The 13,317-nt window shown below is 57.7% G+C and carries 11 protein-coding genes; 9 read left to right on the plus strand and 2 right to left on the minus strand.

The features are described from left to right. Nucleotides 1-13 precede the first annotated feature (13 nt). On the minus strand, nt 14-841 hold the full coding sequence (locus VOI22_RS07810) for a flagellin (RefSeq protein WP_323795952.1): 828 nt from the start codon (nt 839-841) through the stop codon (nt 14-16). Nucleotides 842-1,258: 417 nt separating this feature from the next. Between VOI22_RS07810 and VOI22_RS07815 the strand changes: the two genes are divergently transcribed. The 4 genes from VOI22_RS07815 to VOI22_RS07830 all read left to right on the plus strand — a co-directional run bounded on the left by VOI22_RS07815 (nt 1,259) and on the right by VOI22_RS07830 (nt 5,992). Next, on the plus strand, nt 1,259-3,415 hold the full coding sequence (locus VOI22_RS07815) for a flagellar hook-length control protein FliK (RefSeq protein WP_323795953.1): 2,157 nt from the start codon (nt 1,259-1,261) through the stop codon (nt 3,413-3,415). A 12-nt stretch (nt 3,416-3,427) separates the two neighbouring features. Continuing rightward, nucleotides 3,428-4,093: a flagellar hook assembly protein FlgD gene (locus VOI22_RS07820; RefSeq protein WP_323795954.1), complete on the plus strand. Its 666-nt coding sequence runs from the start codon at nt 3,428-3,430 to the stop codon at nt 4,091-4,093. Nucleotides 4,094-4,204: 111 nt separating this feature from the next. Then, nucleotides 4,205-5,515: a flagellar hook protein FlgE gene (gene flgE, locus VOI22_RS07825; RefSeq protein WP_323795955.1), complete on the plus strand. Its 1,311-nt coding sequence runs from the start codon at nt 4,205-4,207 to the stop codon at nt 5,513-5,515. A 162-nt stretch (nt 5,516-5,677) separates the two neighbouring features. Beyond that, a complete protein-coding gene (locus VOI22_RS07830) occupies nt 5,678-5,992 on the plus strand; it encodes a DUF1153 domain-containing protein (RefSeq protein ID WP_323795956.1) in 315 nt (104 codons plus the stop codon). Here the strand turns inward: VOI22_RS07830 and VOI22_RS07835 are convergent. Then, nucleotides 5,981-7,294 carry a tetratricopeptide repeat protein gene (locus VOI22_RS07835; RefSeq protein WP_323795957.1) on the minus strand — a complete coding sequence of 438 codons (1,314 nt, stop codon included), beginning with the start codon at nt 7,292-7,294 and terminating at the stop codon, nt 5,981-5,983. The genes VOI22_RS07830 and VOI22_RS07835 overlap by 12 nt on opposite strands. Nucleotides 7,295-7,819: 525 nt before the next feature. On the opposite strand from VOI22_RS07835, the gene fliF reads away from it, so the two are divergent. The 5 genes from fliF to VOI22_RS07860 are packed head-to-tail and all read left to right on the plus strand — an operon-like array spanning nt 7,820 to nt 13,297. Then, a complete protein-coding gene (gene fliF / locus VOI22_RS07840) occupies nt 7,820-9,511 on the plus strand; it encodes a flagellar basal-body MS-ring/collar protein FliF (RefSeq protein WP_323795958.1) in 1,692 nt (563 codons plus the stop codon). Between the two features lie 49 nt (nt 9,512-9,560). After that, entirely contained in the window at nt 9,561-10,487 is a 927-nt protein-coding gene (locus VOI22_RS07845) for a hypothetical protein (RefSeq protein WP_323795959.1), read from the plus strand. Between the two features lie 28 nt (nt 10,488-10,515). Continuing rightward, entirely contained in the window at nt 10,516-10,890 is a 375-nt protein-coding gene (gene fliN / locus VOI22_RS07850) for a flagellar motor switch protein FliN (protein ID WP_028464607.1), read from the plus strand. 22 nt (nt 10,891-10,912) lie between these two features. Then, nucleotides 10,913-11,770 (plus strand): motility protein A, encoded by an 858-nt coding sequence (locus VOI22_RS07855; protein ID WP_323795960.1) that lies wholly within the window; start codon nt 10,913-10,915, stop codon nt 11,768-11,770. Nucleotides 11,771-11,818: 48 nt separating this feature from the next. Then, nucleotides 11,819-13,297 (plus strand): sigma-54 dependent transcriptional regulator, encoded by a 1,479-nt coding sequence (locus VOI22_RS07860; RefSeq protein ID WP_323795961.1) that lies wholly within the window; start codon nt 11,819-11,821, stop codon nt 13,295-13,297. The last annotated feature ends 20 nt before the right edge of the window (nt 13,298-13,317 follow it).

Genomic DNA, 13,317 nt, shown 5'->3' on the forward strand with positions numbered 1-13,317 from the left:
GTTTGAACCAACCTTAACCGAAGAGACCGAGAAGGGTCTGGGGGCGCTGGTTCGCAATACCCAAGGTCTGTGTGGACAGCTGCTGCTGAACCTGCAGCGACGTCAGCCTAGCGGACTCGCGAGCCAGATCGGCATCGACGATGTTGCCGAGACCTTCGTCGGTTGCATCCCGAATTTCCTCAAGGAAAGCGGTCTGCAAGTTGAGCGCACGAACTTCCGCGCCGAGGGAGCCAAGTGCCGTGTTCACGACAGATTCCAAATTGGAATACTGGTTCGCAATAACGCTCTGCGCGTTGGTCGCCGACCCCACGCTTACACCAGCGAGACTGCCAACTTGAGTGTTGACCGCACTCTGCGACGTCAGGGTAAGCAGACCACCGGCCAAGTTGGAGAGTGTATTTACGCTCGTAGCACCAGACTCGATCAGGTTCACACCATTGAAAGCTGAATTGGCGATGAAGTTGGCTGCCTGCGAAACCAACTCGTTAAAGTCAGCCGCCAGAATATTCCGCTGCGTGGTTGTGATACCTTCGTTGGCAAGCTCGGTCAGTTTACCGCGGATGTCGGAAAGCAGATTGGAAACGCCGGTCACTCCGGCGATTGCAACATTACCAATACCTTTGGCGTTGTTAAGACCCTGGGTAACCGCATCGATCGCCTTAAGTTCGGCCCGGATACCCTGCGAGATAGCAAAGTTGGACGCGTCGTCCAGAGCACCCGCAACCTTCAGGCCCGTGGAAACACGGTTCTGGGTGGTGTCGAGGCTACGATTGATGCCATTCAGGGTACGAAGGGCAACAAAGGAAGACGGATTGGTCAAAACAGAGTTTTGGATAGCCATTTTTCAAGTCCTCTTTCTAAGGGCTCAGGTTAAGTCAGCTTTTTGCTGACGGCGGGTATTACCCACGAACCTATAATCCACATTTGCCTAAATGTTGTCAATAAAGAATTTAAAATTGTAATTAAATTGTTTTTATATTTATTATCAATACGTTAAGCGGAAAATTCATTCCATCAAACCAAAGACAGCATCCTAAAACAGGGTACTAAAACCCGCGCCATACCCCCTTCATGTAGCCTGATCATCCACAAACAAAAAGATACGAAACTGCCCCCATACCCGGAAAATTCTTCCCCCCTCTACCCGCTCGAGATCCCCATTTCACACCGAAAGAAGCCATAACCCGGCAATTTCTGCCTGAAATCTCTGGCCCGCTCCTTGCTTCTATCCCCGCAGAACAACACGCGAGGGCGAAACATGTCTCCCGTATCAACGACAAACGATCCGTCGATCGGTTACACAGGCAAGATTGGTAATGGATTAGGCTTTGATCCGATCGCCGCCCGTAATCCTGATCGCCCGAAATTCCGGCTCGACGACTATAATGACGCTAACGAGCCGCGGGAAACAAAGCCCTCCCGCGCGACAAGCGGTCGATCTGAGCGGGATCCCAAAACCGTAGACACGCGGGATCAGCGCCAATCGTATAATGTCGCCAAAAAACAAACCGATGCAGCGGGCGCTGCAACCGCAGCTAGTGCACAAGACAAGCCTGAGACGAAACAAACCCAGGCTAACGTCCAGACCAGCACTGCTGATACCAAAGCTGCTGATGCCAAAGCTGCTGATGCCAACACTGCTGATGCCAACACAACTGATACCGAGAACGGGGAATCCAGCGGCACAACGGCAGGCAATGCCGACTCTGTGAAAAAGCCCATTAAAGGTCAGCCGACGGAAACATCAGCACCATATGCCGAAAAAGCAGAAGGTGCGACTGATGAAAACGAAGAGGGTACGACCAACGTTTCTCTCTCGACAGAAGTCGCAGCAGCAGCCAGCGCGCAAAACGAAATTTCCGCATCTGAAGTAGCCGCAACATCCGTTCCGGAGCAAGAAATCGTGCCGGAATCCTCCACGACAGCAACTGTTGTCGTGAGCAAGCCCGCTGATGCTGTCGCGAGCAGGGGCGATACACCGGAACAGCCCACAGCGGCCGCAGCCCAGAAGACCGTTCCCCAGGAAGCGGCGGTAATACCCGCGTCCACATCCAGGGATCCAAAACTCGCTGCACTTGAGAAACTGACCCAAACCGGGCCGAGCACAGCGACGACAACACCGAGCGCTGTATCTGGCGATGATGCAACGACCTTTAAACTACCCGTCCCTTGGCCCCCACAGACACAATCGGAGGCAACTCCAGGCGAAAAAAGCGCCCCCGGCCAGACAACAGCAGCAACACAGACAGCTGTTACTCGACCTCAGGCCACATCTCCGACACCAGTTAATCAGGCAACGATGCCTAAGAAGGTGCAGCCGGCAATCGTACCCGCCGATGCTGAAGCAGGCCGGTCGACGGAAGGCAGTAAGCAGGCGACTATGGCCTCCGCCACCCAGACCGCCAGAGAGACCAAGCCGAAGATTGAGATCGTATCTCAGACACCAGCCAAACCTGCCACCACAGCGGATACGGCTCTCATCGCCAACAATCGCGCGGCCCAGGCAGATGGACCGGTCAAGCAGACTGCCCTTCCCAGCCCCAGCGAGACGATTGCGGCTGCAACGGCCCTGAATAGCAGGCCCGTGCGGTCAAACGCGCTCGGCAGCTCCAATGCGAAACGCAGCAATGCCGTGACGGCTTCAAACGAGAACAATGGCAATGGTGCGAAGGCTGGGGCCAACCAGGGCCAGCCGAACCCGGCTATCGTGAGCCAAACCAATCAGAACAACCCGGCCGCAGCGGCGGTCACAACCGCCACGCAGGTGCAAGCTAGTGTCACGACACCGGAACAACTGGCATCCGTCCGGCAGCAGTCGTCATCCGCCCAGCGAGGACAAGCCGACCCGACCGGCTCAACGTCAAACACATCACGTGCCGCCGATCTTCCGGCCCAAGGCACGAACAATGGTTTTGCCGACACACTGAGAACAGCATCTGCCGACCGCACGGCGGCCGCTCAGGATCGGCAGACTTTGCCCACTCCGGCGACCGAACAGGTCAAGGTAAAGCTGATCAAAGCCGCCCTGGGTGGGCTGGACAAGATCAAAATCCAACTCAATCCGTCAGAGCTTGGCAAGGTAGAAGTTCGCCTCGAAATTGGCTCTGACGGCGCGATTCGGGGAACAGTGATCGCCGACAAACCGGAAACCATGGAACTTTTGCAGCGTGATGCGAAGCAATTGGAACGGGCCTTGCAAGACGCAGGACTCAAGACCGGTGGCGATAGCCTCGACTTTCAGATGAGAGGCGGCGGCACCAACGAGAGGCAACAACAGCAAGCCGGCTCCGGAAACGGGCCCCTCTCGCAAGATGGCGGTGACCTTGATGGCAGCGACGAGCAGCCGGCAACGGACACCACCGGTTCTGAACACGACGGTATCGGCGACGACGGGTCGCTGAACCTGGTAGCCTAGGAGGCTGATGACATGGTGGACGCAGTTTCAAGCACAAGCAGCTCCAGCATCTTTGCGACACAGCAGACAACCGAGGAGCGGCTCGACGATGAGCGCGCGCAGTTCCTCACGCTGTTCCTGACCCAGCTGCAGAACCAGGATCCGACAAGCCCGATGGATACGAACGAGATGACCAACCAATTGGTCCAGTTCACCGCCGTCGAACAGCAGATCGAGACCAACAAGTCCCTGGCTTCCCTGGTTTCCGCACAGGCCGCTAACACGAACGCGGCGGCGGTCAACTATATCGGCGAGCATGTGATCTTCAACGGCAACAATACCAATCTCACCGATGCCGGTGCGAGCTGGGGTTATCTGCTTGAAGGCGAGGCAACCTCAACAACGGTCAACGTCTTCAACGCGGCCGGTGATCTGGTTTATTCGGAAGACGGCTCAACCGGCTCGGGCAAGCGCTTTGAATTCAACTGGGACGGCACCGATGCAGACGGCCAAAAACTGCCGAACGGCCCCTATTCAGTTCAGATCAATGCGCTCGACGCCGACAACGAAGGCATAACGGCCGAGGTTGAGGCTGTCGGCCTGGTAACCGGTGTTGTCACCGGCGAGGACGGGCCGAGCCTGATGGTCGGAAAGATCATCGTCGAAATGAATGAAATTACACGCGTTTCCGCCGTTTAAGGCGGAAGGACCGGGCGGCCATAGAGAAGCCCCCGGCCACGATGCCAGACCGGCATCATCGGTAGAACCGGCCAGTGGGTCATACCCTGGTCATGTGAATGGAGATTTAACATGAGTGTTACCGGTGGACTTTTCGCGGGTGTTGCGGCGATCGCGTCGCAGGCAACCGCATTCGGGATTATCTCTGACAACATCGCTAACTCGCAGACCGTCGGCTATAAAGAGACGCAAGCGCGCTTCCAGACGCTGGTCACCCGCAGTCCGTCCGCAACGGCCTTCACACCGGGCGGTGTGCAGAGCAAGCCACTGACGGACCCGGGCAGGCAGGGCCTCCTGCAGGGCACGACCAGCACCACGGACATCGCCGTCGACGGCAATGGCTTCTTCGTGGTTAACGGCGCGGCAGAGCCGGGCCAGGATGACGAATATCTGCTGACCCGTGCAGGTGCGTTCAACACGGACGAGAACGGCCGTCTGGTTAACACGGCTGGCTACTACCTGCAGGGTTGGCGCACCGATGCCTCGGGCAATATCGTCAATCAAGACACACGCGACCTGTTGAGCAGCCTTGAGACGGTCGACCTGTCCCAGTTCGGCCAGATTGCGAACCAGACCGACGAAGTGACGATCAACGCTAACCTGCCGGCCGACACAGCCACCGCCGCGACGGTCGTAACCAACATCACGATCTACGATTCCCAGGGCTTCGATTACCTGCTCAGGACCACCTGGACCAAATCCGCAGCAGCGAATACCTGGACTTACGATTACACTCTGGTCCGCAATCCCGGCACGATCAACGCGAGCTCCATGTCCCTTGGCGGTGCGGCACGAACCATGGTGTTCAACCCGGACGGCAGCCTGAACGCGGTCAATACCGGCGTTGCAGGCACAACCAACGCCACCGCCACCGAGACATTGACAGTCAGCTCAGGCGAATTCAGCAGATCTGTCGCGCTCAACACGATCACGCTTAACTGGGGGACATTCGGGCAACCGACCGGCATGTCACAGTTCAACGGAAACTTCGAGACCTCACTGCTGAACCAGGACGGTTCCGGCCCGTCAGCACTGACAGGGGTTTCAATCTCAGATCAAGGATTGGTCGCGGCTAACTTCGCCAACGGGCAATCTCGAAATATCTATCGATTACCACTCGGGACAGTCCCCGCCGCCACACAACTAAGTGCGTTGAACGGTAACGCCTACAGCACCACGTCCACGTCGGGTGACATCGTCCTTAGCATCCCGACAAACGGCGGCACTGGGCGGGTTCAGTCCGGCGCACTGGAAAACTCAACGACGGATATCGCGACCGAGTTCACCGATCTGATCATCACGCAGCGGGCTTATTCCGCCGCAACACGGATCATCACAACCGGTGACGAATTGCTCGACGAAATCATCCGTATCAAGCGGTAAGCGCTGTCCCCATTCACTTTCTACCGATTTTCTTTTTGCCCCGGCATTTTTGCCGGGGCTTTTTTCAATCGAAGTCATTTCGGAAAGCGCGGGGTCTTAAGGATTCTTTAGGGAGCGGCCTCTATTTTCAAACAACCGGCATTTTTATGATGCGTTGAAAAGATGACCGCAGACAAACATCAGGATAAAAAATTGAACGCTAACTCAGCAGAGCCCGTTCAGACCTCGGACGACCCGTTTGCTCAATTGCCACCGGCAAGCACCAAGCGTTGGGTCGTCAGCCGGAAAGCGCAGGTCGTGCGCGCTGTTGAGGAGGATCTGATAACGCTTGAACAAGCTTGCGAGCGATACAGCCTCAGCCATGAGGAATTCGCGAGTTGGCGGCAATTGATCAAGGTCCACGGAACACGAGCCCTGCGCGCCACGCGCGTTCAGGACTATCGTCGTGCGTCCAGGCGGCTCCGGTCAGGAAGCTGAACCAGTTTTCAGAGCCTCAATTTCGGCTGCTATCTTTCGAAACATCTTGCTCCATTTTTCCGATTGCCGTTTCGCGAAAAACCGGACACTCGGAAACCATGGGCATCGGCCGTCTTTGAAATAACTGTCCGGTATCGGGAATGGCCGAAACTCAACTGTTTCGACGCCGAGCGCACCAGCCATGACCGCAACCGATGTCCCCGGACTCACAACAAGATCCATGCAGCTTGTGAGGGCCGCTGCTTTCTCAAGCTCCATCTTGAGGTCAACGTCGTCCCAATCGACCAGATCGACACCAAACTCCGACTTCACAATGTCGAATTCCTCAGGTTTGGCGTCATATTGCAAATTCACATAGGTCACGCCGTCCACTTTCATAACCGGCCTCATGTCTTCAATCGTCGAGTAATGTTCAGCCCGGTACGCTCCCGCCAATCCACTACGCCAGCATATTCCGACATAAGGTCCCGGCCCTGCCTCATTCAGTCGCTCCCGAAACATTGAGACCAACCTCGGATCCGGCTTGATGTAGCCGGAATGCATCGGAAAGCTCTCCTTGCTGTTCCGGAACAATCGCCCAAGCGTTCCGAGCGGGCAGGCAATATCAAACGGCTCAACACCTTCTTCCGCTGGCCAGTATTTGGCCGGAACGACCCTTGCTTGCGGGAAAGAGCGCTGAAACAGCGATACGAGGCGCGGCGCGCATTCGACCACGACCTCCCCTCCACGGGCGATCGCTTCTGGAATCATGCTCGCATGTCTGAGCTCGTCACCAATCCCCTGCTCGGCGTAGAGAATCAGGCGCGCGCCCTGGAAAGGGTTTCCGTTCCAGAGTGGCTGCGAAAACTTTCGCCATGGAACACCATTGTTTGTCGCAACCATGCGCCATTCGCAGTGCTCCCAAGCTTCGCCCCATTCACCTTGCCGCAGCAGAATAACACCGAGATTGTGGTGCGCATGCGCATTCTCAGGATCAATCTCCAACGCTCGACGGAAATAATAGCCGGCTTGTTTGTAATCGCCGAGATCGCCTAGCATCGTCGCCATATTCGTCATGGCTTCAGGAAATTCGACCCCGTACTTGAACGCTTTTCGAAACTCGATCAAAGCCTCTGTACGGCGCCCCAGCTTGGAGAGAACACTGCCTATATTGTTGTGGATGATACCATCGCGAGCGCCCCATTTAACCGAGTTCTTGTAACAGGCCAGCGCCTCCTCATAGTTCTTCATGGCCTCATAGATCGTCCCCAGATTGCTGGCGATCATCGGGTTCCGGGGATCGAGCGAAAGCGCCTTCTTCATCAGCTCAACGGCAACCGGCAAACGCTTCATTTCCCGCGCGACAAGGGCGATGCCGTGAAGAGCAAAGACGTCATCCTCGTTCTCGTTCAGGATATCCATGTATATCTTGCGTGCAGATTCAAGCTGCCCTGCGCTCAGGAAGCGCGTCGCCTTGTTTGCCAGGGTGACATGGCGTGATCGCGAGATATCCATTGCACCGCTGTAAGACAATCCGGTCTGCGAAGCTGCTGGCATCCGTTTCGGAGATTCAGTTTTCGCCATTCTTTCGCTCCACTGCGCTATCGACAGACCAATCAGATAGGGAGATGAACATTCTCACTCAATATTTCCTTAACCAATACCACAAGTTTCGCCGCTAATTAATTGTTCTCTTTCGATTCATTGTCGGATATATTCACTAGGCAGTTTTTGCCCAGAAGGTTCTTTCAATTTTCGAAAGATACATATAAAATGCAATGTATTAGCGAGAACCTCCCGGACCGCTTTCGGGCACTTACCTGTACGCAATTACGGGGATTATAACCCATGAATCCTCTCGTAGACCTGATTCGTAATCTCGGCCCGATCCGCATTGCCGCCCTTGTCGGCACGGCAGTCGCAGTGCTCGGCTTCTTCATCTTCCTTGCCTCCCGCCTCTCAACCGGCGGGATGTCACTGCTTTATGGAGATCTCGATCCGGGTGACAGCGGCGCCATCGTCAAAGAGCTCGAAGCCCGTAATATCCAGTATGAGCTGAAGGCTGGCGGTCAGCAGGTTTACGTCCCCGGAGACGAGGTCCTGAAACTCCGCGTCACCCTCGCCGAACAAGGCGTGCCGGGCGGCGGAACCATGGGATACGAGATCTTCGACAAGTCCGACGGTCTCGGAACCACCAATTTCGTTCAGAACGTGAACCTCGTCCGCGCGCTTGAAGGCGAACTCGGACGAACCATCGGGGCGATGAACAATGTCCGCGGCGCCCGTGTGCACCTGGTCCTGCCGCAGCGCGAACTTTTCAGCCGCGAACGCCGCAAGCCGAGCGCATCCGTTGTGCTCCAGGTTCAGGGTGCCGGTCGCCTTGGCCGCGAACAGGTTCTGGCAATCCAGCATCTCGTTGCCGCCGCCGTTCCGGATATGGAACCGCAGAACATTTCAATCCTCGACAGCCGGGGCCAGCTGCTGGCCCGGGGCACCAATGACGAGGACGGCACCCTTCCCGGACAAAGCTCCGAGGAAATGCGTCTGGCCTTTGAAAACCGTGTGCGTGGCGCCGTTGAAGAACTCGTCGAACGCATCGTCGGCCTCGGCCGCGTGCGGGCCGAGATCAGCGCCGACATCGATTATGACCGCTTCACGGAACAATCCGAGATCTACGACCCCGATAGTCAGGTCGCCCGTTCGACGCAGACCATCGAAGAGAGCGAAAGTTCTCAGGAACGGAACAAACAGGACACGGTTTCAGTAGAGAACAACCTGCCGGAATCCGAGGCTAATGCCGGAGCCGGTGATCTCTCCGCCCGATCCGAGTCAGCCCGTACCGAGGAAACAGTCAACTTTGAGATAAGCCGCACTGTCCGGAACCGCGTCAAGGAAGCAGGCCAGGTCCAGAATCTTTCCGTCGCAGTTCTGGTCGATGGCCGCTATGTCGAGAATGAGGACGGCGACAAGGTATACCAACCCCGGACACCGGAAGAGTTGGAACAGATTGCCACACTCGTGCGTTCCGCCGTCGGCTATAACGGCAGCCGTGGCGATACTGTCGAAGTCATAAACATGCAGTTCGTCAAACTGGAACCGCTCGACCTTGGCGACGGCTCGCTCCTGTTCGGCATTTCCAAGGACGAATTCCTGCAACTCGCAGAAGTTCTGGTTCTCGCCGTTGTCGGGCTTCTCGTCATCCTGCTGGTCGTACGCCCGGTGTTGACCCGCCTGTTTGAATCCATGCCCACCACGCTTGCCGCCAGTGGCGGTCCGGGCGGCATGATCGCCGGTGCCGATGCCATCGCCCAATTGACTGGCCCCGGCGCCACTGCCGACATGGCTGAACTTTTGGAAGGCGAAGACGAAGAGGAAAGCCTGCTCGACCAGATGATCGACATCAACCAGGTCGAGGGCCGGGTTCGCGCATCTTCCCTGAAGAAAATTGGCGAGATCGTCGAGAAGCACCCGGAAGAAGCTGTCGCAATCATCCGCAACTGGATGTATCAGGAAGCAGGCAATGCCGGAGGCGGCGGTTGACGGTTATTAAAATCGCTTTTGCCGCCCGATGCCTGACGGGTCAGGCGGCATGACAACACAAAAATCACCCTTCCTCTTCGACAACATCTTCGACGAGGAATATCAGCAGAAGATGCGCCGCGCGGCCGAGGCTGCGAGGATGGCGGAGCTTGAAGCCGAGGAACACGCACCGCCAACCTATACCCAGGAAGAGGTCGACGAAGCCAAGGAAGCCTCCTACCAGCTTGGCCGGCAAGAGGGCATGTCCTCCGCGATGGCCGGGATTGAACAGCAGGTCGCCATTTCGCTCGAAGGCGTGCTGAGCAAGATTGGCGAACTCAATCAGGTGCACCGCAAATGGACTGCGGAAATTCAGCGCGACGCGGTTCGCCTGTCCGCCACCATCATGCGCAAGATGGCACCGGAACTGACGCGCGGCACGGAATTGCCGCAGATCGAACATGTTATCAATCAGGCGTTCCAGTTTCTGACGGAGCAGCCGAAGGTGATGATCCGTGTCGCTGCCGAGCTGGAAGCGCCGCTCCGCGACAAGGTCCAACTGATGGCGTCCCGCGTCGGCTACGAGGGCGAAGTGGTCCTGGTCGGCGACCCGGAACTCGTCGCAACCGATTGCCGCGTCTCCTGGGCTGCGGGCGCTGTTGAGCGGGCTCTGGACGAGACCTGGGGCGAGATTGATGAAATGGTGGAACGCACCCTTTCCTCCCTGCCCGTCCGTTCAAATATCGGCTCCGACATGCCGCCGGAAACGGAACAAGAAGCCGAAACCGCCGGCGAGGCGGAAGCCGCAACCGATGATCATGTAACACCTGATGAACTGTCCGAACTCACGCCTGAGTCCGCGATCGATACGGCAACCGATGAGCTGTCAGCGGACGACGTGCCCGCGCCCGACCAATCCTACGCAGCCCCGGAGATGCCCAAAGAGGGTGTGGACGTGGACGGCGATCCCAGTAAAGCTGAATTGATCCAGAACTAGCGCCGCCTGGCCGCCAGAGGAGAACCACATGTCTGACGAAAGCGATGTCGAGTTCGAAGATCTCGAAGAATTGGATATGGCCGCTGCCATGGAGCAGCAGGCCGCGGAGGAGCCACCGGAGGTCGTCCCGGAGGAATCCCGCCAGCAGATCAGTGCGCGGGAACTTGAAGCCGTCTACGACATTCCGGTGCAAGTCTCTGCCGTGCTTGGCAAATCCAGCATGCAGGTCAGCCAGCTTCTCAAACTCGGTCGCGGCGCTGTTGTCGAACTGGACCGTAAGGTTGGAGAGGCGATAGACATCTATGTGAATAACCGTCTCGTGGCCCGTGGCGAAGTCGTCATCGTCGACGAACGCCTTGGCGTCACCATGACGGAAATCATCAAGTCCGACAGAACCGGCTAAGCGACGGGATCGGGAAAAGTCTATGGCAGATCGCGCGACCGTAGAGAATGGTGGAGTCCGTCCGCGTGCCGCCCGGACCAGAACGTTCGACGTTCCGGCGAGTGGGCGTACCGTTGATATTGCCTTGATCCTGGGGCTGTCCGTCGCTTTCGGGTTGGTCGTGACAGCACTGGTTATCGGCGGTTCGGTCAGTTCATTCTACAATCTTCCCGCGGTCCTGATCGTTCTCGTTGGCACCTTTGCGGTGACCCTTGTCTCATACAACATGTCCGAGTTGTTCGGTGCCATTGGCGCCGTTCTGGCAACGCTTTTGCCGCAACGTCATGACCTGCGGCTCGCCGGCGAACGGTCGCTCAATCTTGCAGCGATCGCACGGGATAACGGGGTGCTTGCGCTTGATGCTGTAATTCCATCCGTGGACAGCGAGCCATTCCTGCAGCGTGCCGTGGCAATGGCGGTGGACGGCGCCACGCCACACCAGATCGATCAGGTCCTGGCTCAGGAAATAGATGCCATACAGGACATCAGGCATCGTCATGCCGGTGTGCTCCGTCGGGCCGCCGAAGTCTCCCCGTCCATGGGGCTGATCGGCACCCTGATCGGCCTCATCCAGTTGCTTGGCAACCTGAACGATCCAGGGTCCATTGGGCCGGCGATGGCCGTCGCCCTGCTGACAACCTTCTACGGCGCCATCCTCGCCTACATGGTGTTGGCCCCGATTGCGGCGAAGCTGGAACGCAATGCAGAAGCCGAACTGCTCGAATGCGAGATCTACCATGCCTGTGCGATGTCAATCGCCCGGCAAGAGAACCCGCGGCTTCTTGAACGCATGCTGAATACCAAACTGCCGCCCTCGCAGCGGCTTGATTACTACGATTGAAGGATATGGGCGGCTCGAACACAGCCGCCCAAACGGGAGAATTGACAGATGCGATTGCTGATCGTCGGCACACTCGGCGGACATATTAGCGCAGCCGGTCAGATCGCCCTGAAAAAGGGCGCGAAGGTGAGCCACCTCGACAATGTCGAGGGTGCTATGCATGCCCTGCGTAGCGGCCAGGGCGCCGACCTCGTCATGATCGACGTAGCCCAACCGGTGGCGAAGCTGCTCCGCGCGATGAGCCAGGAGCGGATCAACACGCCGGTTGTCGCCTGTGGTCTCGAAAACGATTCCGATGCCGCCGTCGCTGCTATCAAGGCCGGCGCAAAGGAATATATCCCCCTGCCCCCGAACGCCGAGCTTATTGCCGCTGTGCTTGCGGCCGTTACCGAGGAACAAAGCTCGGTGATTTTCCAGGACCCGATCATGGGCGCGGTGCTCAAGCTCGCCGACCAGATCGCGCCGTCCGATGCCAGCGTTCTGATCACCGGTGAATCCGGTACGGGTAAAGAAGTTCTCGCCCGGTACCTGCACGAGAAAAGCAAACGGTCGGATAAGCAGTTCGTTTCCGTGAACTGCGCGGCGATCCCTGACAATCTCCTGGAATCCGAACTTTTCGGCCATGAGAAAGGCGCCTTTACCGGTGCCTTGGCCCGCCGCATCGGCAAATTCGAGGAAGCAAACGGCGGCACCCTGCTGCTTGATGAAATCAGCGAGATGGATATCCGCTTGCAGGCCAAGCTGCTGCGGGCGGTCCAGGAACGCGAGATCGACAGGGTCGGCGGCAGTCAGCCGGTGAAGGTAGACATCCGGCTCCTCGCAACCTCCAACCGGGATCTTGAGCGTCACGTCCGGGAAGGCAATTTCCGCGAGGATCTCTATTTCCGGCTCAATGTCTTCAATCTTCAACTTCCGCCGCTGCGCCAGCGTCCGGCAGACATCAAGCTGCTCGCCAATCATTTCGCGAAGAAATATGCCGAAGCCAACGGTGTTGCAGAAAGGCCGCTTAGCGATGAGGCAATTGCCCGTCTGCAGGGCCATCATTGGCGCGGTAACGTGCGGGAGCTGGAGAACACCCTGCACCGCGCCGTCCTGCTCGCTTCAGGTGACGAGATCGGGGTAGACGCGATCATCCTGACCGGCGAGCAGACAACGCCGGCCGCTCAGGAAGCTCCGCCGTTACGGGCAACACCGGCTCCGCAGCCGGCCGCACCGCCGACACCCGATACATTCCAACCGGCATCTTTTGATGAGCCGGAAACGGCACCAGCGGCACCGGCCACACCGCCAACAGCGGCTGCCCCGGCGCAGGAAAGCAAAGCTGGCGGAGATCTCGTTGGCCGCACCGTTGCCGATGTCGAGCAACAGCTCATTATCAATACGCTGAGCCATTGTCTCGGAAACCGAACCCATGCCGCCAATATCCTCGGCATCTCCATCCGGACCCTGCGTAACAAGCTTAAGGCTTATTCGGAGGATGGCGTTAGTGTACCGCCGCCAGGTGAAGCGGATCGGGCGACCGTCTGAAGCGCGGTCGGGATGATGTC

The sequence above is a fragment of the Nisaea sp. genome (assembly GCF_034670185.1).
GTDB lineage: Bacteria > Pseudomonadota > Alphaproteobacteria > Thalassobaculales > Thalassobaculaceae > Nisaea.

What these genes read in the sequence shown, in the direction of transcription:
- VOI22_RS07830 (WP_323795956.1), top strand. Translation starts at nt 5,678, where the DNA reads ATGACCGCAGACAAACATCAGGATAAAAAATTGAACGCTAACTCAGCA.
- VOI22_RS07845 (WP_323795959.1), top strand. Translation starts at nt 9,561, where the DNA reads ATGACAACACAAAAATCACCCTTCCTCTTCGACAACATCTTCGACGAG.
- flgE (WP_323795955.1), top strand. Translation starts at nt 4,205, where the DNA reads ATGAGTGTTACCGGTGGACTTTTCGCGGGTGTTGCGGCGATCGCGTCG.
- fliF (WP_323795958.1), top strand. Translation starts at nt 7,820, where the DNA reads ATGAATCCTCTCGTAGACCTGATTCGTAATCTCGGCCCGATCCGCATT.
- VOI22_RS07835 (WP_323795957.1), bottom strand. Translation starts at nt 7,294, where the DNA reads ATGAAGAAGGCGCTTTCGCTCGATCCCCGGAACCCGATGATCGCCAGC.
- fliN (WP_028464607.1), top strand. Translation starts at nt 10,516, where the DNA reads ATGTCTGACGAAAGCGATGTCGAGTTCGAAGATCTCGAAGAATTGGAT.
- VOI22_RS07810 (WP_323795952.1), bottom strand. Translation starts at nt 841, where the DNA reads ATGGCTATCCAAAACTCTGTTTTGACCAATCCGTCTTCCTTTGTTGCC.
- VOI22_RS07820 (WP_323795954.1), top strand. Translation starts at nt 3,428, where the DNA reads ATGGTGGACGCAGTTTCAAGCACAAGCAGCTCCAGCATCTTTGCGACA.
- VOI22_RS07855 (WP_323795960.1), top strand. Translation starts at nt 10,913, where the DNA reads ATGGCAGATCGCGCGACCGTAGAGAATGGTGGAGTCCGTCCGCGTGCC.
- VOI22_RS07860 (WP_323795961.1), top strand. Translation starts at nt 11,819, where the DNA reads ATGCGATTGCTGATCGTCGGCACACTCGGCGGACATATTAGCGCAGCC.
- VOI22_RS07815 (WP_323795953.1), top strand. Translation starts at nt 1,259, where the DNA reads ATGTCTCCCGTATCAACGACAAACGATCCGTCGATCGGTTACACAGGC.